Source organism: Enterovibrio baiacu (assembly GCF_004120195.1).
GTDB classification, from domain to species: Bacteria; Pseudomonadota; Gammaproteobacteria; order Enterobacterales; family Vibrionaceae; genus Enterovibrio; species Enterovibrio baiacui.
This window is the reverse complement of the sequence record NZ_SCHN01000020.1, coordinates 79,643-100,452: the sequence shown is the minus strand read 5'-3', so window position 1 is coordinate 100,452 and position 20,810 is coordinate 79,643. Positions and strand designations below refer to the sequence as shown.

The following is a 20,810-nucleotide window of genomic DNA, read 5'->3' as shown; positions in this document are numbered from 1 at the left end:
GTACTGGGTACTGGGTACTGGGTACTGGGTACTGGGTACTGGGTACTGGGTACTGCAATATTTTTTCAGGTTCAAAGGCGCGGTCAAGCTTTTCGCTTTAGCGCTTTAGCGCTTTGCTTTTCCTAGGGCCTAGGACCTGCTCTTTCCAGTCTCTGCTCTTCCTGCTCTTCCTGCTCTTCCTGCTCTTCCTGCTCTTCCTGCTCTTCCTGCTCTTCCTGCCCTCCCAGCTCTAAGCCGGATACGCCTTGCGACTAAAATGCTTACTGCCGCATTTTATGCAATCGGTAAGCACCCCAACATGGCTATGTTCAGTCTGATTACCGCATTTTTCACAAATCAAAATTCCCAGACCGACCACTTCGCCTGACTGATAAACGCCGTGATGTTGAATGTCTTTCAGCACCTCGCGCCACTCCAGTTGGGTCTTATCGGTGATTTCTGCGAGTTGCTCCCACAAGGTGTTGGCAATGAGGCTTTTGAACAGCTCACCGTCATCTGCACGGTCTTCAGACGCATTATATTGCTCGCTGAACTCCTGCACATCGCGCTTAAAATACGCTTCGATCAGGGCCAATTCATCCTTCGTCATGTCCGATGCGGCTTCAAAATAACGCTCTGATAAATCTACCCAACGTTGTAGCTCTTCGGGGCTGTGCTTTAAAGCGTCGCTAACCCGTTGAACGATCAACTTGTACTCTGCTTTTTGCTCTGACATAGGCCACCTCTGCATTCAACTGTTGTTGCGCCTTCTACCTTTAGTTATTCTATGTCGATTATTCAGATTCATTTTATACCTATCTCACAATTTCCCGGATGTCATCGATGCAAGAACAATACCGTCCTCAGGACATAGAGCCTAAAGTTCAGGCTGATTGGGACAACAACAAAACCTTCGTGGTTCAAGAAGACCCGAACAAGGAAAAGTTCTACTGCCTATCCATGTTCCCGTACCCAAGCGGCCGACTGCACATGGGTCACGTGCGTAACTACACCATCGGTGATGTGATCTCTCGCTACCAGCGTTTGCAAGGCAAGAATGTCATGCAGCCAATCGGCTGGGATGCATTTGGTCTGCCTGCTGAAAACGCCGCTGTTAAAAACAAAACAGCGCCAGCGCCTTGGACGTACGAGAATATTGAGTATATGAAGAACCAGCTAAAACTGCTGGGCTTCGGTTACGATTGGGATCGCGAATTCGCGACCTGTACGCCTGAATACTACCGCTGGGAACAAGAGTTCTTCACCAAGCTTTACGAAAAAGGCCTGGTATACAAGAAGACTTCTTCTGTTAACTGGTGTCCAAACGACCAAACGGTTCTTGCGAACGAACAGGTTGAAGACGGCTGCTGCTGGCGTTGTGATACCCCAGTAGAGCAAAAAGAAATTCCACAGTGGTTCATTAAAATCACTGCGTACGCACAAGAGCTACTTGACGACCTAGACACCCTAGAAGGTTGGCCTGACATGGTGAAAACCATGCAACGCAACTGGATTGGTCGTTCAGAAGGTGTTGAGTTGTCATTCAAAGTGGCAGGCAACCCAGATCTAGAAGTGTACACCACGCGTCCTGACACCCTAATGGGTGTGACGTACGTGGGCATTGCAGCGGGTCACCCTCTTGCCGCACAAGCAGCAGAGACCAACCCTGAGCTAGCAGCGTTTATCGATGAATGCCGTAACACCAAGGTGGCAGAAGCTGAGCTTGCGACCATGGAGAAAAAAGGCATGGATACTGGCCTTAAGGCTATCCATCCTTTAAACGGCCGTGAAGTGCCTGTGTTCGTCGCAAACTTCGTATTGATGGATTACGGCACAGGTGCCGTGATGGCCGTTCCTGGTCATGACCAGCGCGATTTTGAGTTTGCAACCAAGTACGGCTTGGAGATCGCACCAGTGATCTTGGCTGAAGACGGCAATGCACCGGATATTTCTGAAGCAGCACACACTGAAAAAGGTGTTCTGTTCAACTCAGGCGAATTCGACGGTTTGGCGTTTGAAGACGCGTTTGACGCAATCGCGGCAAAACTTGAGTCTGAAGGCAAAGGCCACAAAACCGTTAACTTCCGTCTGCGTGACTGGGGTGTATCTCGTCAACGCTACTGGGGTTCTCCAATCCCAATGGTGACCACTGAAGATGGCCAAGTACACCCTGTACCTGCTGACCAACTGCCAGTGATCCTGCCAGAAGACGTTGTCATGGACGGCGTAACCAGCCCGATCAAAGCGGACAAAACGTGGGCAGAAACGACCTTCAACGGTCAACCTGCGTTGCGTGAAACCGACACCTTCGACACCTTCATGGAGTCTTCTTGGTACTACGCGCGTTACTGTTCACCAAAAGCGGACCAAATGCTGGATTCAGATGCCGCTAACTACTGGTTGCCGGTTGACCAATACGTGGGCGGTATCGAGCACGCAGTAATGCACCTGTTGTACTCTCGCTTCTTCCACAAACTTCTGCGTGACGCAGGCATGGTTGAAAGTGACGAGCCGTTCAAACAACTCCTTTGCCAAGGCATGGTGTTGGCAGATGCGTACTACTACAACAACGAGAAAGGCGCAAAAGTGTGGGTTTCTCCAACGGAAGTAACCGTTGAGCGTGACGAAAAAGGCCGCATCACTAGCGCTGTTGATACTGAAGGTAACAACCTTGTTCACTCAGGCATGACCAAAATGTCTAAGTCGAAAAACAACGGTATCGACCCGCAAGAGATGGTTGACAAGTACGGTGCTGACACCGTTCGCTTGTTCATGATGTTTGCCTCTCCTGCTGACATGACACTTGAATGGCAAGAATCAGGCGTAGAAGGTGCTAACCGCTTCCTGAAACGTATCTGGAAATTGGTATTCGACCACACGTCAAAAGGCGCAGTTGCAGCACTGGATGCTTCTTCACTGAACGCAGATCAGAAAACGCTACGTCGTGAAGTTCACAAGACCATTGCAAAAGTGAGCGATGACATTGGCCGCCGTCAAACCTTCAACACGGCGATTGCCGCGGTGATGGAACTGATGAACCGCCTGTCAAAAGCGCCACAAGAGACCGACACTGACCGCGCTATCCTTGATGAAGCGTTGAAAGCGGTTGTTGTGATGCTTTACCCAATCACGCCGCACATCAGCAACGAGTTGTGGGTAGCACTGGGCGAAACCGACGTAGACCACGCGGTATGGCCAACGGCTGACCAAAACGCAATGATTGAAGATGAAAAGCTGATCATTGTTCAAGTTAACGGCAAGCTTCGTGCGAAAATCACCGTTGCAGCAGATGCAGCAAAAGATGACGTTGAAGCCATGGCGCAAAACGACGAGCACGTTGTTAAGTTCACCGAAGGGAAAACCATTCGTAAGGTGATCTACGTGCCGGGCAAACTGGTTAATATCGTTGCAAGCTAATTGCTTTGCCAACGCCCTTGACCGAAAAGAAAGGGAGTAATTCGGTGACCTCGATCTTTCGTTCTCTCCGAACCCTGCTAGTTGTGGTGGCCGCTTTGGCCACCGCATCTTGCGGATTCCATCTCCGTGGCAGCTACAACCTGCCTGACGAGATTCAGAAGCTTTCAATCACGAGCTTCGATAAATACGGGGCGCTCACCCGTGAAATGAAAACCCAACTTCGCTTGCACGATATCGACATTATCGCGCCTGCAGAACGCATTTCTAATCTTCGCCTAAATGGTGAGTCCTACGGTGAAAGCACCTTGTCGCTTTACCAAAACAGCCGTGTGGCAGAAAAGCAATTTGCTTACTCTGTCAGCTATACGGTGACGGTTCCAGACAAGGGCAATTACAATTTCTCGACATCCCTAAGTCGCACCTACCTTGATAACCCATTGACCGCACTTGCGAAATCTGTGGAAGAAGAGATGCTGGCGCAAGAGATGCGTGTAGAAGCGACAAAGCAGATCATGCGACAGCTTGCTCGTCTGAATGCACATATCGAAGAATTTGAACGCAAAGAAGCGGAAGAGAAAGCACTGCGTGAGCTTTACCAAGGCTTCAGCGAAGAAAAACCCTCCGTCTCTATCGAAACGCGTTTCGATGGTAAAGATGAGCCTCAAGGTAAGCCGTTATCGAGCTATTCAACAACGCAATCAGACGACACAGCCGAAGATAGCGTTGAGGGTGACACCACCCCATGAGGATCTACCCAGAACAACTGACACAACGCCTTTCACAAGGCTTGTGTCAGACTTACTTGCTGTTCGGCAATGAACCCCTGCTCAAGCAAGAGTCTATTCAATCCATACTCAACACCTCGCTTCAGCAAGGTTTCGAAGAGAAACACCGTTTTTCTGTCGATAACCAACTGAATTGGCAAGAGGTCTACGACGTTTGCCAGGCTTTAAGCTTGTTTGCCAGTCGTCAGGTATTGATTCTCACCTTGCCAGACTCTGCGCTGACGGCCGCCCAAGCTAACGCCCTCAAGGCGCTTGAGCCCTTCTTGCATCAAGACATTTTGCTCATCTTAGACGGCCCAAGGCTGAACAAGAAGCAAGAGTCCGCGCAGTGGTTCACGCTGTTCCAAAAAAACGGCTTATATATTCCGTGCAATACGCCAGATGCAAGGCAGCTTCCACGTTTTATTGAGGCGCGTTGTCGTGAGCTTGGTTTGAAGCCAGACCACGAATCTGTGATGCTGCTTGCCCAGTGGCACGAAGGTAACTTATTGGCGTTATCGCAAAGCCTGATGAAGCTTCAACTGCTTTATCCTGACGGAGAGCTCACGCTTATTCGTCTTCAAGAGGCTTTGTCACGACACAACCATTACACCCCTTTCCAACTGACTGACGCCCTCATTGAAGGCAAAGCAAAACGCGCCGTGCGCATTGTGCGTCAGCTTCAAGCTGAAGGCGTGGAGATAACCTTGCTGTTGCGTGTCATTCAAAAGGAGCTGGTTCAGCTTTGTAAGATGCAAGAATACGGCGCATCAGGCATGAGCCTTAATAACCTTTTTGACCATTTCAGAGTGTGGCAAAACAGACGCCCAATTCTGACTGCCGCTTTGCACCGTCTGCCGCAGCCTCAGTTAATGCTGTTGCTTCATCGGCTCGCAGAGATCGAGGTAATGGTGAAAACTGATTTTGACAGCCAGCCTTGGCCAGCACTTTCCGCGTTCGCGATTGAGATATGTGGTCATCCTGTGATGCGTGAACCTGTCAACTAAACGTCAAATCCCAACACGCTGTATTTTATTCCAATTCGCTAGTGTTATAATTTTTCGATCCACAGCCCCAGATTTGGGTGAATCACGAAAACGCCCCACCGGCGATCCGCGACAAGATTAAGGGGAAAGCATTGCTTCCGGAACAACTTCAACACTTTGTTGTCGATAAAGCAGATGACATGAAAGCCGTCGACATCGTTACGCTTGATGTTCGTGAAAAAAGTAGCATCACTGATTTTATGGTGTTGTGCACGGGCAACTCAAAACGCCATGTTGCCTCTATCGCTGAACATGTGGCTGATGAAGCCCATGCTGCGAACATCAATACCTTGGGAATGGAAGGCCAGAACGAAGGGGAATGGGTTGTCTTAGACCTCGGTGATGTGATGCTTCACATCATGCAAGATGAGCAACGCCAAACCTATGAGCTAGAAAAACTGTGGAACTGATTCGATGAAACTGCAATTGATCGCGGTAGGCACCAAGATGCCGAAATGGATCGAAGAAGGCTATAAAGAATATAGCCGTCGATTCCCAAAAGACATGCCGCTTGAGCTGATCGAAATCACCGCAGGTAAACGCGGAAAGAACGCAGACATCGCACGCATTCTTCAAAAAGAAGGAGAAGCGATGTTGGCCGCTGTGCCAAAAGGAAACCGCATTGTCACGCTAGACATTCCTGGGAAACGTTGGGACACCGAACAGTTAGCAGAACAGCTTGAAAGCTGGAAGCTCGACGCACGTGATGTATCTATCCTTATTGGTGGTCCTGAAGGTCTCGCACCAGCATGTAAAGCAGCGGCGGATCAAAGTTGGTCACTCTCTCCTTTGACGCTTCCTCACCCGCTGGTTAGGGTTGTAATGGCAGAAAGCTTATATCGCGCCTGGAGCATTACGGCGAACCACCCTTACCACCGAGAATAATTAATGAAGCACAAGCGTAGTCCAATACGCGATCATCAGGCCGAATCTTCTCTGTTTTTCCGCCGAGCCGTTGTGGCTTTCGGCGGCATCTTTGCGCTTGTCGGTATTTTGCTCTTCAACCTCTACAACATCCAAGTAGAGGACCATGATGATTACATTACCCGTTCAAATGATAACCGTATCAAGGTGGTGCCTGTCGCCCCTAACCGCGGTTTGATTTACGACCGAAAAGGCAAACTGCTTGCCGAAAACCGCCCTGTCTACGCGCTTGAAATCACCCCTGAGCAGGTCAAAGACATTCCCGAAACCATTGCGCGCTTGCAAGAGTTCATGCCGATAAGTGAACGGGAAATTGCCTCATTCGAACGCGATAAAAAACGGACTCGACGATTCAATGCCGTTGCGCTAAAAAACCAACTCACAGAAGAAGAAGTGGCGGTTTTTTCTGCCAACCAACACAAATTCCCTGGCGTTGAAATCAAAGGCTACCTAAAGCGTTATTACCCTTATGGCGACGCCCTCACCCATGTCATGGGCTATGTGGCCAAAATCAACGACAAAGACATCGCACGCCTAGAGCGCGAAGAACGCATCAATAACTACAAAGCGACACGCGACATCGGCAAGCTGGGTATCGAACGCTTTTATGAGAGTGAACTGCACGGCACTGCGGGCTACCAAGAGGTAGAGGTAAATAGCCGTGGCCGTGTGATCCGCACCCTGAAATATGTGCCACCAGAGCCAGGTAAAGATTTGGTGCTGAATCTCGATATCGATTTGCAGCTCTACATTCGTGGCATTTTGGGTGAACGACGCGGTGCAGTGGTGGTGCTCGATCCGAAAGATTCTGCCGTACTGGCGATGGTGTCGACCCCAAGTTATGACCCTAACTTGTTTGTTCATGGTATTTCGGGCCCTGACTACCGCGCTTTGCTGAACGACAAAAACCGTCCTTTGGTTAACCGTGCAACGCTAGGTATTTACCCGCCCGCCTCCACCGTCAAACCTTTCATTGCTGTTGCGGCACTGGAAGAAAAAGTGGTCACCACAAACACCACACGAAACGACCCTGGCTACTGGCGACTGCCTAACTCCAAAACCCGTCCATTCCGTGATTGGCTGGCGTGGGGGCATGGTCGTGTCAACCTCAAGCAGTCCATAGAAGAATCGGTGGATACCTTCTTCTATCAAATCGCCTATGACATGGGGATCGATCGCATCTCGAGCTGGATGAGCCGCTTTGGTTTCGGTGATTACACGGGCATCGATATTCACGAAGAAAGCAAAGCAAACATGCCAACCCGTGAATGGAAAATGGCGCGCTACCGCAAGCCTTGGTATCAAGGGGACACCATCCCTGTCGGTATCGGTCAGGGCTATTGGACGGCGACCCCAATGCAAATCGCAAAAGCCACCACAGTGTTGGTGAACAAGGGCAAGGTAAATCCACCGCACCTTCTCATGCGAACCATCAGTGAAGGCGTGCAGGAGCAAGCGACATTCTCCCCTTACCCGCCGATTGAAAACGTCAAAGACAAATATTGGACAACAGCCCTTGAAGGCATGAAGTTGGTCAACCACGGCAAAAAAGGCACCGCGCGTCGCGCATTTGCAAATATGCCTTACGTCACAGGTGGCAAATCGGGCACAGCGCAAGTCTTTGGATTGGGCGAAGATGAAGAATACAACGCCGATGAATTGGCGGAACACCTTCGAGATCATGCACTTTACACGGGTTTTGCACCGTTCGAAGACCCTGTAGCGGTCGTGTCCATGGTGCTTGAAAATGCCGGTGGAGGTTCAAGCCAAGGTGGCCCAATCGCACGACGCATCTTTGACCATCTCTTGCTCGAAAAAGACAACGAGGAGAAAACCCAGTGAGCCTTTTAGCCTCATCAGGACAGAAAAAGACGATCCTTGATCGTCTTCATCTCGATGCCCCTTTGTTATTGGGTATTCTGGCACTGATGGGCTTTGGCTTGATTGTGATGTGGAGTGCAAGCGGACAAAACGTTGCCATGATGGAGCGGCAAGTTTTTCGTATGTTCCTCTCACTGGGCGTGATGTTTGTGCTCGCGCAAGTGTCTCCTCGGCACTATGAGTTTTGGGCGCCCTATTTGTACATTACGGGCATTATTATGCTCTTTGCGGTGCTGTTTTTTGGTGAAACGGCCAAAGGCGCACAGCGCTGGTTGAACCTCGGCGTCATTACCTTTCAGCCCTCAGAGCTCATCAAACTCGCCGTACCACTCATGGTGGCTCGGTTTATTGGTAAAGAACCTCTGCCACCGCGATTTAGGAACCTTGCGATAGGTTTGGTGCTGGTCTTTGTACCGACGATACTTATCGCCAAACAACCAGATTTGGGCACGTCGATTCTTATCGCTGCATCCGGCATTTTTGTGCTGTTTTTATCCGGCATTAGCTGGCGAATCATTTTTGCAGCAGGTGCCTTGGTAGCAGCCTTCATTCCTGTATTGTGGTTCTTCTTAATGCGCGAATACCAACGCACACGTGTTCGCACCTTGTTTGACCCAGAATCCGATCCGCTTGGCGCTGGCTATCACATCATCCAATCCAAGATTGCAATTGGCTCAGGTGGTATCAGCGGAAAGGGTTGGCTGCTCGGCACCCAATCTCAACTGGAATTCTTACCCGAACGCCACACAGACTTCATCTTCGCCGTGATTGCCGAAGAATGGGGCCTGATTGGTGTTGCCTGCTTACTGGCACTGTATCTGTTCATCATTGGCCGCGGTTTAATGCTTGCTAGCCGCGCACAAACAGCGTTTGGCCGCATGATGGCAGGCAGCATCGTGCTCAGTTTCTTTGTCTATGTCTTTGTGAACATTGGCATGGTAAGCGGGATCTTACCCGTTGTTGGCGTTCCATTGCCCCTTGTGAGTTACGGGGGCACGTCGATGGTGACGCTAATGGCAGGCTTCGGCATTCTCATGTCGATCCATACACATAGAAAAATGCTTTCTAAGGCTCTGTAATGAAAAAATACCTAGTTATCACCGCGATTTTGCTTTCAGGCTGTGCGTCTGAAGATGGGCGATACAGCCTATCCGATGACCAAGCGCCCAAAACCGCACCAACGCTGGCACATATCGAAGATGCACAGCCTCGTTACGAGCCCTATAGCCGCGCAGGAAACAGCAACTACACTGTTCTCGGTAAAGATTATGAGGTGCTTAAAGCGCCTGAAGCATTCTCTGAAACCGGTATAGCATCATGGTACGGCGAGAAGTTTCACGGCCACAAAACATCGAACGGCGAAATATACGACATGTACTCCATGTCCGCTGCACATAAAACATTACCGATCCCAAGTTACGTCGAGGTTGAAAACACCAGCAATGGTAAAAAAGCCATTGTCCGCGTGAACGACCGTGGCCCTTTCCATGAAGGTCGCGTGATTGATCTAAGCTATGCGGCTGCATCAAAATTAGACGTACTAAAAACAGGAACCGCACCTGTAAAAGTGACCTTACTCAAAGTTGACAAACCTACTGACGATACAGAGTGGCAAGGAGCACGATTAAACCGTTACTTTGTACAACTGGTGGCGATTTCTGACCAAGTAAAAGCCACGAAAGCGGCAGAAACATTTTCAAAGCAATTTGATTTGCCGACAGACATTCGCCAATCAGGAAACGTGTACCGCGTTCGTTTAGGTCCATTTTACGACTACGACAAAACACAGAATGCCGCCATGAAAGCGCGCGAGCAGCAAATAAATGAAGCATTTATCGTTGCAGAGCCGATTGCAGGTGAACTGTCGCAAAAATAGAATGTCACTAATTAGTAAGTTGTTGTAACCCTGTCTGACACTTAATCAGCCGATCTGATATAGTGTTGCCAGTTTTGACTAGAGAAATACCAAGTAAGTACCTAAAACTATGAATAAATCATCCTCTTTGTTGCGCTCTTTAGTCTTATCGACTGCCGTTTTAGCATCCGCATCAGCGGTGGCTGCGCCTTCCGTTGTCCCTGATGCCCCGCAGATTGCTGCGAAAGGCTATGTATTGATGGACTACAACTCGGGCAAAGTATTGGCCGAGAATAACGCTTACGAGCGTTTGAACCCTGCAAGCTTGACCAAGATGATGACCAGCTATGTCATCGGCCAAGAAGTAGAGCGTGGCAACATCAGCCTCGAAGACGAAGTTGTTATCAGTAAAAATGCATGGGCGAAAAACTTCCCAGGCAGTTCAAAAATGTTCATCGAAGTGGGCACAACCGTTTCTGTTGCCGACTTGAACCGCGGCATCATTATCCAATCGGGTAACGATGCGTGTGTCGCGATGGCTGAACACGTTGCGGGGTCTGAAGACTCATTTGTTGACCTGATGAATGGTTGGGCGAAAACGCTGGGCATGAAAGATACCCACTACGCCAACTCACACGGTCTTGACCATGATGATCTTTACTCAACGCCTTATGACCTTGCGCTGCTAGGCCAAGCGTTGATTCGTGATGTGCCTGATGAGTACCGCATCTACGAAGAGAAATCATTCACCTACAACGGCATCACCCAATACAACCGTAACGGTCTGCTTTGGGACAAGAGCATGAACGTTGATGGCATCAAAACCGGCCATACCGACAAAGCGGGCTACAACCTTGTCAGCTCTGCGACTGAAGGCAAGATGCGCCTGATCGCCGTAGTGATGGGCACCAACAGTGCCAATGCACGTAAAGCTGAAAGTAAAAAACTGCTTAACTACGGTTTCCGCTTCTTCGAAACCGTTGCACCGCACAAAGCGAACGAAACATTCGTGACTGAAAAAGTCTGGATGGGCGACACTGACCAAGTTGCACTGGGTGTATCTGAAGACACATACGTAACACTGCCACGCGGTAAAGCACGTGACCTAGAAGCAAGCTTTGTTCTAGAGAAAACACTTGAAGCACCTATCGCCAAAGGCGACGTTGTGGGTAAGCTTTACTACCAAGTTGATGGCGAAGACATCGCAGAATACCCACTGGTTGCGTTGAATGACGTACAAGAAGGTGGTTTGTTTAGCCGCTTGATGGACTACATCATCATGTTCTTCAAGAGCTTGTTCTAAGCGTATTCAGTAAGAACCCTAGCAATTTCAAAAGGCAGCCAGCGGCTGCCTTTTTATTTTGATTCTTCGCCCCCATATAAAAAGAAATCACGGGGTTTTACATCATCTTGTTTTCTGTTAACAGGACGATTACTATGCTCCCCAATTCACAAATCGTGATCATAAGCACAAAAGATAGACGCCCTGAGTGAGCATTTGGCGTCAAGCCTGGAGTAAATAATGCAAGAGCAACCAAAACTAAAAGACCTGCTGGAGTTCCCATGTAAATTCACTTACAAAGTGATGGGCTACGCCAAACCAGAACTTACAGATCTGGTTTTGGAAGTTATCCAGCGTCACGCACCGGGTGACTACACCCCAAGCGTAAAACCAAGCGGCAAAGGCACATACAACGCGGTATCTGTCTCTATTACTGCCACTTCTATCGAACAAGTTGAAACGCTGTATAAAGAACTGGGTGACATTGAAATTGTACGCATGGTTCTCTAACCAGCTGTTACCATTCTGAAATACCCTTACTGACGGCGGCTGTTAATTCAGCCGCTGCTCATTATAATGCTAGAGAGAAGACCGAATCATTCGGCTGATCTCAGACGCAGTCCACATCTTTACCAATTCAACGCGAAGCAGGTGCCAATTTGCAGCAGAACCGTCTTATCATCAGACAACTTGGGTTGCAGCCATACGAACCTATCTTGCAGGCTATGCATACGTTCACTGACGAACGCGACAGTGATACATGCGATGAAATTTGGTTGGTAGAGCATGAGCCTGTGTTTACACAAGGCCAAGCGGGCAAAGCAGAACATTTATTGGCAACGGGTGACATTCCCGTTGTGCAAAGTGATCGTGGTGGACAAGTAACGTACCATGGTCCCGGTCAGCAAGTGGCATATATACTGCTCGACCTAAAACGAAACAAAATGGGCGTGCGCGAGCTGGTGACGCATATCGAAAACATCGTTATCGATACGCTTGCTCACTTTGACATCGAATCAAACGCACGTCCTGATGCACCAGGCGTCTATGTGAAAGACACGAAAATATGCTCACTGGGTCTTCGTATCCGTCGAGGATGTTCTTTCCATGGCCTCGCGCTCAATGTAAATATGGATCTTACCCCGTTCTTGCGTATCAACCCATGTGGCTACGCAGGTATGGCGATGACGCAAACTGTCGATCTTGGTGGCCCAGCCTCTTTGGCTGAGTTAAACCCAGTGTTAGTAGATAAACTGACTTCGCACCTCGGTTACGATCAGGTCGAGTCCCTAACAGAAAGCAATCAATTATGAGCAAACCGATCCAGATGGAACGCGGCGTAAAATACCGCGATGCAGACAAAATGGCGCTCATCCCGGTCAAGAACATGCCGACCGAGCAAAAAGAGATGCTGCGCAAGCCAGAGTGGATGAAAATCAAACTTCCGGCCGACAGTAAACGCATTCAAGACATTAAGTCTGCGTTGCGTAAAAACAATCTGCACTCGGTGTGCGAAGAAGCGTCTTGCCCTAACCTGGCAGAATGTTTTAACCATGGCACCGCGACATTCATGATTCTGGGTGCGATTTGTACCCGTCGTTGCCCGTTCTGCGATGTGGCACATGGCCGTCCAAACGCCGCAGATGAAAATGAGCCTGCGAAACTGGCGAAAACCATCAGCGACATGAAGCTGAAGTACGTGGTAGTGACCTCTGTTGACCGTGACGACTTGCGTGACGGTGGTGCGAAGCACTTTGCTGACTGTACCCGCGAAATTCGTGCCCTGAACCCAGAAATCCGTATCGAAACCTTGGTGCCTGATTTCCGTGGCCGTATGGACACTGCGCTTGAGCTTCTGAAAGACAACCCGCCAGACGTGTTCAACCACAACCTTGAAACTGCGCCGCGCCTCTACCGTAAAGCGCGCCCAGGTGCGAACTACAAGTGGTCACTGGAACTGCTGAAGAAATTCGGTGAAATGCACCCTAACGTCCCGACCAAATCTGGCGTCATGATGGGCTTGGGCGAAACCAAAGAAGAAATCATTCAAGTCCTGAAAGACTTGCGTGAACACGGCGTGACCATGCTGACCTTGGGTCAGTACTTGGCACCAAGCCGTCACCACCTTCCGGTAGAGCGCTACGTGCCACCTGAAGAGTTCGACGAGCTGCGTGATATCGCATTGGAACTGGGCTTCACACACGCTGCGTGTGGACCGTTCGTGCGTTCTTCTTACCATGCTGACCTGCAAGCGCAGGGCGTGGAAATTAAGTAAGCGCTGACGAAAAGCTGAACACGAAAACGCCGAGCATTGCTCGGCGTTTTTTTGTTTCTGGTCTGTGGACAAGAGGTAAGGTGTCGTGTCGCTTTAAATAGCATTTGGACATTTTCATGTTAGCGATTGTTATCGAAGTAAATAAATCAGGTAAGCCATGAAGAATATCACTACTGTTCACCATGGCTTTAGATTATCTATCAGTTCAAAGCACATCGGGGATCAAGCAGTTTTCCCTCAGGTAGATTAAGGTATTTATCACCAATTTTTTCATTGATTTTCAACGTTAACGCCCACTCTGGTATAGCGAGTGTCGATGAAACTTCGGCTCTGATCTTTGACGCATTGTAGTTTGGGGTAAACCACAGAGGTTCATCGTCATCAACCACTAGTTCTTTACCCTGGAACATTACTGAATCAAGTATAAAGCTAGATTCCTCACCTTGGCTCATGCTGACGTTAATTGTAATCTCACTCTTTGGTTCCCCTTGGTCGCCAGGTATAAACAACAATTGTTCTTCATGATCTTGTAAATGGTATCTGATAAAACTTTTAGCTTGTTCAAAGTCATCTTTGATTAACAAGCTTAAGATGCTACTAGCATAGTCAAACTTTACATCTTCACGATATTGACAGCTTGAGTCAAAATAAACTTCAAATACCATTCCTGCTAGAATATGATTAGCAATTTCAATTGGGAATATGCTTAGTTTTCTGCGCAAGGAAACCATATATTCACTAGCTTTTTGGGAGTTTCCACAAGCTGCTTGATAAATATTTCTTCCTAAGACAAAACATGAGGAAGGATCGATACTTTCCTTGGCCATCGAGCTTATTTTGGAAATTGCTGGATTCTGCGTATACCAGTTATAACTTTTTAGATCACGTATAATGTCGTTAATTTCTGACGGTGCATCTGCTTGATAAAGGCTATCCTGCAATGCTTCTTGAGCGTATTCAAAGATAAGGGGGAGAGGCTCGGTTGGTTCAGAAGCCTCCTCGGCTGGTTCAGCAGCTTCCTCGGCTGGTTCAGCAGCTTCCTCGGCTGGTTCAGCAGCTTCCTCGGCTGGTTCAGCAGCCTCCTCGGCTGGTTCAACAGCCTCCTCGGCTGGTTCAGCAGCTTCCTCGGTTGGTTCAGCAGCTTCCTCAGTTGGTTCAGCAGCTTCCTCGGTTGGTTCTACGGCCTCATCCGCAGGCTCATTGCTACCTTTAGCAGGGATTATAGTTTCTTGAATATTTATTTGGATAGCACCAGCTAGATTAGTAAAACTTTTTGGGTCAACTTTAGATAGACTCTCTATAAGTAAAGCAAGGCTACAAACAGTGAAATTCGAATGACCTAAATTATTGGAGAATTCAGAAACTAACCGTGGGTCAGCAATTTTAATGACTGGGTTTTTGTTAGATACAAACTTTCTAGCACCACCACTAACATTTGCCCTAAACTTAGGTGCATAAACCCAATCTGATTTTTCATCGTTAGAGAGAAATAGTACATGATCAAAGCTGGCTTTAAGTTCTTTGGACTTGTTCAGAATTTCATACCAAATGATTAGATCACCGAAACGGTTTTCGCCCTTACCTCCATCTTTAAAGCCTGGCGGTAAACGATGTTCAAACCTTGTATCACCTTCTCTATTTGCTTTAGCACACAGCTCTGTAAGGTCGGAATTAAGAACGACTTTAGAAAAGTGTTTTGTGATCTCATTGTGGACATCACCAACTTTAAACTGCGTCTTGAACGCCCGAGTGTACGCATCCAACGATTTGATAGTACCGAGAAATCCATCTAAAAACTGATCACGATCTCCTGCAAACTGAGAGTTGGCTAAAATTTCATCATCCACAAATAAAGAAGCAATCTCATATAGTGCTTCATACATTTTTTTCGCTTTATCAGGCGTTGCGTTGTTATTTTTATTTGTGTAGTCGTCCAGTTTATTGGTGGTTACACGATTTGAATACTCACTCGCAGCCCATCCAGGAAGGAACAGCCGATTATCATTGATGGCTGAATCAGACCAAGTATAGAACTCGTTACGTGCATTTGCGTGAAGCTTATATAAATAGGCGAGAATGTTAGTGTCAAAAAGAATCAGTGTTTTTTTACTATTAACAATATCAGCTATTTTATTGTGGTGCTCATCAATAGTCCTGTCGAACTCGTAGTGACCCAAGTACATTAATTGAACAATCCATATATTAAACAATACTCAAACATCATAACTTATGGAGTCAAACAATTAAACAAATTAGGTAAGCCTCTTATCATAGCAACCTATTGTTTTGAAAGTGATATGTGCCAAGTTTACTAAACGCTAGACCTATTAGAATAAAAGGTTGAGCACCTTTATATAAAGTATGAGGGTAAGCCCGCTAGCTTGGAAAGGGACATTTTTGAGTTACACAGAGCGCAAGCCCAACTACAGCAAGTGCTCTAACCTCTCTCTCCTCCAGTACCTTTCAACACTGCTTCCAAATACCTCGCGGATTTCCATTTTGGAAAAATATGCTTCTTGATTGTTCAATAGTGGCAAACCGGATTCGCGCTTAGAATAAACCCAAATTAAAGTAGGGTCTTTTCCATGAGCAAGCATCTGACAGAACTTCAAGAACGTTTCTACCAAATCATCAACAACCCAACCCTGTCGCCAAAGCAGAAAAACCAATGGCTGGCGTTGGAGGCAGAAGCAAGCCTGCCTTACATGGATATCTCTGACGATATCGAGCAGGCGATGAAAGACGGCGTTATCTGTGACATGTTTGAAGGTCACGCACCGTTCAAACCACGCTACGTACTGCCAGACTACGCAAAGTTCCTGTCTCAGGGTTCTGAGTACCTAGAGCTGTCTCCAGCAGAGAACCTGGATGATGCGCTGAACATGCTGAACATCATCTACCACCACGTTCCGTCTGTGACCAACATTCCGGTTTACGTGGGTCAACTGGATGACGTGCTGATGCCTTACGTGGGCGAACTGTCAGACGAAGAGATCTACCAAAAAATTAAGCGTTTCTGGATCATGCTGGACCGCACCCTGCCAGACGCATTTATGCACGCGAACATCGGCCCGGCAGACAACATCATCTGTCGCACTATCCTGCGCGTAGATGCTGAGCTGAAGCAAATCGCACCGAACCTGACCTTCATGTACGACCCAGCGGTAACGTCTGACGACCTGCTGCGTCAAGCAACCTCAAACATCGTTGAGTGCAGCAAGCCACACATCGCGAACTACCCAATGCACGCTGCCGCGTACGGTGACAAGCGTTTCGGTATCGTAAGCTGCTACAACTCGCTGCCACTGGCTGGCGGTTCTAACACCCTGGTGCGTATGAACCTGAAGCACGCGGCTGAGAAAGCGGAAAGTGCTGAAGACTTCCTGAACGCTGTGCTGCCAACGTACAGCAAGCTGATGGTTGAACTGATGGACGTTCGTAGCAGCTTCCTGCACGAGTCTTCAAACTACTTCAAACACTTCCTGGCAACAGAAGGTCTGATTGAAGAAGGTCGTTTCGCGCCTATGTTCGGTATTTACGGCATGGCGGAAGCCGTCAACATCCTGATGGAGAAAGACGGTCAGTCACTGAAGTACGGTCACGACATCGCGGCAAACGAACTGGGCCACGCTATCTCTGCAAAACTGGCGGAGCAGGTTGAGGCAAACCCTGTGAAGTACGGCCTGAACGGTAAAGCGGTACTGCACTCACAAGGTGGCATCAGCATCGATAAAGACGTAACGCCGGGCGTTCGTATCCCTTACGGTACTGAACCAGACCCAGTGACTTACGTTCACGCAACCGCTGGTCACCACAAATACTACACCTCGGGTATCAGTGACATTCTGACCATCGACGAGACAGTAAAATCAAACCCAGAAGCCATGTTCAACCTGTGTAAGGGTGCGATCAACATGGGCTACCGCGAGTTCACCGCGAACGTTGCGTCAAACGATCTGGTACGCGTAACGGGTTACATGATCAAACTGTCTGATATCGCGAAATACGACGATGAAGGTTCTCGTAAGAACACCACGTGGTTGGGCGCAGAAGCGGCTTGCAACACAGGTATTCTTGACCGCGCACCACGTGTGGTGAGCTTCGAGACCACGCCTGTTTACAAGTAATCGCATACCACCGGAGAATGTCAGTGAAACCGAGTAAGACAAACGCATTGGTCAGCCGTATCCTGACATTCTCTTGTGTCGATGGACCGGGCAACCGCCTGGTCATCTTTTTGCAGGGCTGCAATTTCGACTGCATTACCTGCCACAACCCGCATACCATCAATCACTGCACCGATTGCGGCGATTGCGTGGCGCCCTGCCCTGCTGATGCGCTGTCATTCAGTGCTGAAGGCAAAGTGGTTTGGGATGCCGAAAAGTGCACCCATTGCGATCTTTGCATCGACGTGTGCCCTCACAAATCCAATCCAAAAATTGTCAGCTACAGCTTGGACAACATGCTGGCCTTGGTTCGCCAACACCACTTTTTCCTGAACGGCATTACGGTGTCAGGCGGCGAAGCCACGCTACAACTGCCATTCATCATCGAGCTGTTCAAAGCCGTAAAAGCCGATCCTGCGTTGTCACACCTGACATGCTTTATCGACAGCAACGGTTCATTGTCTCGCGCAGGTTGGGAGCGTGTTGCCCCTTACCTTGATGGCGCAATGATTGATTTAAAATCTTGGCAATCCGAGACGCACCGCTGGCTCATTGGCCGCGATAAACACCGTGTCATTGACACTATCGACTTGCTGGCTGAGATGGGAAAACTGCACGAAGTGCGTTTGCTTCATATTCCGGGGAAAAGTGACTTGGATACGGAAGTGGATGCCGTCGGCGATTACCTCAATACTCTGCCTAAAGACGTAAAGATTCGCCTAAACGCGTTTCAGCACCACGGTGTAATGGGTGAAGCGCTAACGTGGGAAAAATGCAGTGAAAGCGAGATGAACCGCTTCCACGATTTGCTGTTCTCGAAGATCAATCGCCCCATGCAATTGCCGACGATTTATACCTAAACTTCTGCCGTGTCGCCAACCAGTTGGTCATGCAGCCAACGGCACGCTGGGTTGTTCAAACTCACGGTATTCCACACCAAGCTGTACGCCACTTGCCCGTAATCAAACGGTAACGCTTTAGCCACCAGCCCTTTTCCTTGCAGCGCAGTTTCAGCCCAGCGCTTCGAGCACGTAAACAAATACGGCGAATGCTGGCACATTAAGGCTGCCGAACCAAAATCCGCCACCATGGTGGCAATGTTTCTTGCACCATGGCGCTGCGTGAGTGTCTGCTCAAAGTAAGGTTCAGCCAAGTCTTTGTCGATCACACGAATATGTCGATAACTCAGGTAGTTCTCTATCGTCAGCTCACCTTTGGAAAGCGGATGATGGTGATTCATCAAGCAGACCATTTCATCATTCAGAATCACTTTCCACACCAAGTTCTTACTGTGTGTCGGTGGCTGGCTGATGTCATGAGGCAGCAGCAGAAAATCGATCTTCCCGCTCAGTAATGCTTCAAAGCTGAATTGCTCTTTGGTGGAGATCACTAACTGAGCATGGTCACTCAACTGCTGAGAAATGTTCCCAAGCTGAGGGGCGAAAAGCTCAAACGTGCTTTCACGCATCGATAAGGAAAGTGTGCCTGTGAAGGTCTCTGGCGCAAACTCCCCTTGTTGGAAAATACCATTAATGTTCGACAGCACATTGTGGATTGCTGGGCCGATGCTCAATGCATATTGCGTGGGTGCAAGTTGATTTCCAGTTCGGAAGAAAAGCTCATCGTTCAATTGTGTTTTGAGCTGTGCCAACGCCTTGCTCACACTCGATGGCGTGACACACAAAATATTGGCTGTCGCCGTTACGCTATGCGTCATCAAGAGCACATGCATCACGGTTAAGTGTTTAACGCTAATGCGGGAAAGTGTCGCGTAATCCATCTAAGGCCATCGTCATTCAAACAATCACGGCATAGCGTAGCCTTAAACCCTCCCTAGAGGTAGCGATATACAAACGCCATCGACAAAAAAGGCGCTGAATCAGCGCCTTTTACTTCGATAATCCACTTCCCGATTAAGGGCGAGACAGATAATCCGCTTTACCTACCCATTTGTAGGTTGTCAGCTCCTCTAAGCCCATAGGACCGCGAGCATGTAGTTTCTGGGTAGACACAGCAACTTCTGCACCTAAACCGAACTGAGCGCCGTCTGTGAAGCGTGTAGAGGCATTCACATACACGGCAGCCGAGCCTGCTCCATTGATGAAAGCTTCCATCGCCATCAGGTCGTTGGTCAAGATAGCATCCGAGTGGCTCGCATTGTGCTCACGCATGTGGGCTAGCGCGCAATGAACATCAGACACCAATGCCACGCCTAGCGTGTAGCTCAGCCATTCTGTATCAAAATCACCGTCGCCAGCTTCTTGCAGATCCGCCACACTGTTCAGCAATGGCAGCGCCGCTTTCTCAGCAACCACTTTCAACTTGTTGTCATTGAGGAGCGGTGTCAGCTTTTCAAACAATTCGGCCGCAATGTCTTTGTTCACCAGCAAAGTATCCAGTGCGTTACACGCTGATGGACGCTGTGCTTTCGCGTTGATGATCAAATCCAACGCCCGATCGAGATCGGCGGTTTTATCCACGTACATGTGGCTGATACCAAAGCCGCCAATGATCACTGGGATGGTGCTGTTCTCTTTACACATCTTGTGCAAACCCGCACCGCCGCGAGGGATGATCATGTCCACGTAATCGTCGAGGCGAAGCAATTCACCCACCAATTCGCGATCCGGCTTTTCAATGTACTGAACAGACGAGGCAGGCAGATTGGCTTTTTCAAGCGCGGTTTGAATGACCTTCACCAACTCAACGTTTGAGTGAAACGTTTCACGGCCACCGCGAAGAATGCTCGCATTACCGGTTTTCAGGCAAAGAGACGCGATATCAATGGTCACGTTAGGTCGTGCTTCATAAATCACGCCAATAACACCAATGGGCTCACGACGACGGCTCAACGTCATGCCATTTTCTAGCACTTTACAATCCATTTCGCTGCCGACGGGGTCAGACAGAGAAATTACATTGCGCACGTCAGCGGCAATGCCCGCCAAGCGTGATTCGTTGAGTAGTAGACGATCAAGCATGGCATCGGGCAAACCTGCCTCTCTGCCTGCATCAATGTCTTTGGCGTTAGCCGCTAAAATCGCCGCTGCGTTCGCCTCGAGTTCATCAGCGATCACGGCCAGCGCGTGGTTCTTTTGCGCTGTAGGTGCCGTTGCCAATGCATATGCAGCGTCTTTCGCCGCACGTCCCATGCTCTGTAAACTGGTGGTTTGCAGACTCATTTTCGCCTCTATTGCTTCGTCCTTTTCGACTGCGGAACA

General features: G+C 48.8%; 18 protein-coding genes. 14 read left to right on the top strand and 4 right to left on the bottom strand.

All coding sequences use genetic code 11. The annotated features are described in order from the left end of the window. Positions 1-229: 229 nt before the first annotated feature. Complete coding sequence (locus EQP46_RS20110; RefSeq protein ID WP_129495334.1) at positions 230-715, bottom strand: zinc ribbon-containing protein; 486 nt, start codon at positions 713-715, stop codon at positions 230-232. Positions 716-822: 107 nt separating this feature from the next. Here EQP46_RS20110 and leuS point away from each other — a divergent pair, with 107 nt between their 5' ends. From leuS to lipA, 12 genes are all read left to right on the top strand, one after another. Further along, positions 823-3,396, top strand: a complete 2,574-nt coding sequence (gene leuS / locus EQP46_RS20105; protein WP_129495333.1) for a leucine--tRNA ligase — start codon at positions 823-825, stop codon at positions 3,394-3,396. Positions 3,397-3,440: 44 nt separating this feature from the next. Beyond that, positions 3,441-4,142, top strand: coding sequence for an LPS-assembly lipoprotein LptE (locus tag EQP46_RS20100; protein WP_129495332.1), 702 nt, complete (start codon positions 3,441-3,443; stop codon positions 4,140-4,142). Then, entirely contained in the window at positions 4,139-5,167 is a 1,029-nt protein-coding gene (gene holA / locus EQP46_RS20095) for a DNA polymerase III subunit delta (RefSeq protein ID WP_129495331.1), read from the top strand. The genes EQP46_RS20100 and holA overlap by 4 nt, the downstream gene beginning before the upstream one ends. A 131-nt stretch (positions 5,168-5,298) precedes the next feature. After that, entirely contained in the window at positions 5,299-5,616 is a 318-nt protein-coding gene (gene rsfS, locus EQP46_RS20090) for a ribosome silencing factor (protein WP_129495337.1), read from the top strand. 4 nt (positions 5,617-5,620) lie between these two features. After that, complete coding sequence (gene rlmH / locus EQP46_RS20085; RefSeq protein ID WP_129495330.1) at positions 5,621-6,091, top strand: 23S rRNA (pseudouridine(1915)-N(3))-methyltransferase RlmH; 471 nt, start codon at positions 5,621-5,623, stop codon at positions 6,089-6,091. A 3-nt stretch (positions 6,092-6,094) separates the two neighbouring features. Continuing rightward, positions 6,095-7,972 (top strand): penicillin-binding protein 2, encoded by a 1,878-nt coding sequence (mrdA, locus tag EQP46_RS20080; protein WP_129495329.1) that lies wholly within the window; start codon positions 6,095-6,097, stop codon positions 7,970-7,972. After that, positions 7,969-9,090 carry a peptidoglycan glycosyltransferase MrdB gene (gene mrdB, locus EQP46_RS20075; protein ID WP_129495328.1) on the top strand — a complete coding sequence of 374 codons (1,122 nt, stop codon included), beginning with the start codon at positions 7,969-7,971 and terminating at the stop codon, positions 9,088-9,090. Before mrdA ends, mrdB begins: the two co-directional genes overlap by 4 nt. Beyond that, complete coding sequence (locus EQP46_RS20070; protein WP_129495327.1) at positions 9,090-9,887, top strand: septal ring lytic transglycosylase RlpA family protein; 798 nt, start codon at positions 9,090-9,092, stop codon at positions 9,885-9,887. Before mrdB ends, EQP46_RS20070 begins: the two co-directional genes overlap by 1 nt. A gap of 109 nt (positions 9,888-9,996) precedes the next feature. After that, positions 9,997-11,169: a serine hydrolase gene (locus EQP46_RS20065; protein ID WP_129495326.1), complete on the top strand. Its 1,173-nt coding sequence runs from the start codon at positions 9,997-9,999 to the stop codon at positions 11,167-11,169. A gap of 219 nt (positions 11,170-11,388) precedes the next feature. Then, the gene (ybeD, locus tag EQP46_RS20060) at positions 11,389-11,658 is read left to right on the top strand and encodes a DUF493 family protein YbeD (protein ID WP_017011312.1); all 270 of its coding nucleotides are present in this window, start codon (positions 11,389-11,391) and stop codon (positions 11,656-11,658) included. A 149-nt stretch (positions 11,659-11,807) separates the two neighbouring features. Further along, the gene (gene lipB, locus EQP46_RS20055; protein WP_129495325.1) at positions 11,808-12,461 is read left to right on the top strand and encodes a lipoyl(octanoyl) transferase LipB; all 654 of its coding nucleotides are present in this window, start codon (positions 11,808-11,810) and stop codon (positions 12,459-12,461) included. Beyond that, on the top strand, positions 12,458-13,423 hold the full coding sequence (lipA, locus tag EQP46_RS20050; RefSeq protein WP_129495324.1) for a lipoyl synthase: 966 nt from the start codon (positions 12,458-12,460) through the stop codon (positions 13,421-13,423). The genes lipB and lipA overlap by 4 nt, the downstream gene beginning before the upstream one ends. A gap of 200 nt (positions 13,424-13,623) precedes the next feature. Here lipA and EQP46_RS24130 read toward each other — a convergent pair whose 3' ends face one another. Then, positions 13,624-15,606, bottom strand: a complete 1,983-nt coding sequence (locus EQP46_RS24130; protein ID WP_161972878.1) for a PIN-like domain-containing protein — start codon at positions 15,604-15,606, stop codon at positions 13,624-13,626. 402 nt (positions 15,607-16,008) lie between these two features. On the opposite strand from EQP46_RS24130, the gene EQP46_RS20040 reads away from it, so the two are divergent. Together EQP46_RS20040 and EQP46_RS20035 are read left to right on the top strand one after the other, a co-directional pair. Continuing rightward, the gene (locus EQP46_RS20040) at positions 16,009-17,550 is read left to right on the top strand and encodes a YjjI family glycine radical enzyme (protein ID WP_129495323.1); all 1,542 of its coding nucleotides are present in this window, start codon (positions 16,009-16,011) and stop codon (positions 17,548-17,550) included. 17 nt (positions 17,551-17,567) lie between these two features. Then, complete coding sequence (locus tag EQP46_RS20035; protein WP_129495322.1) at positions 17,568-18,449, top strand: YjjW family glycine radical enzyme activase; 882 nt, start codon at positions 17,568-17,570, stop codon at positions 18,447-18,449. Here the strand turns inward: EQP46_RS20035 and EQP46_RS20030 are convergent. Together EQP46_RS20030 and EQP46_RS20025 are read right to left on the bottom strand one after the other, a co-directional pair. Further along, a complete protein-coding gene (locus tag EQP46_RS20030; RefSeq protein ID WP_129495321.1) occupies positions 18,446-19,369 on the bottom strand; it encodes a LysR family transcriptional regulator in 924 nt (307 codons plus the stop codon). The two genes, EQP46_RS20035 and EQP46_RS20030, sit on opposite strands and share 4 nt — an antisense overlap. Positions 19,370-19,502: 133 nt before the next feature. Then, on the bottom strand, positions 19,503-20,771 hold the full coding sequence (locus tag EQP46_RS20025) for a glutamate-5-semialdehyde dehydrogenase (RefSeq protein ID WP_129495320.1): 1,269 nt from the start codon (positions 20,769-20,771) through the stop codon (positions 19,503-19,505). Positions 20,772-20,810: the final 39 nt, after the last annotated feature.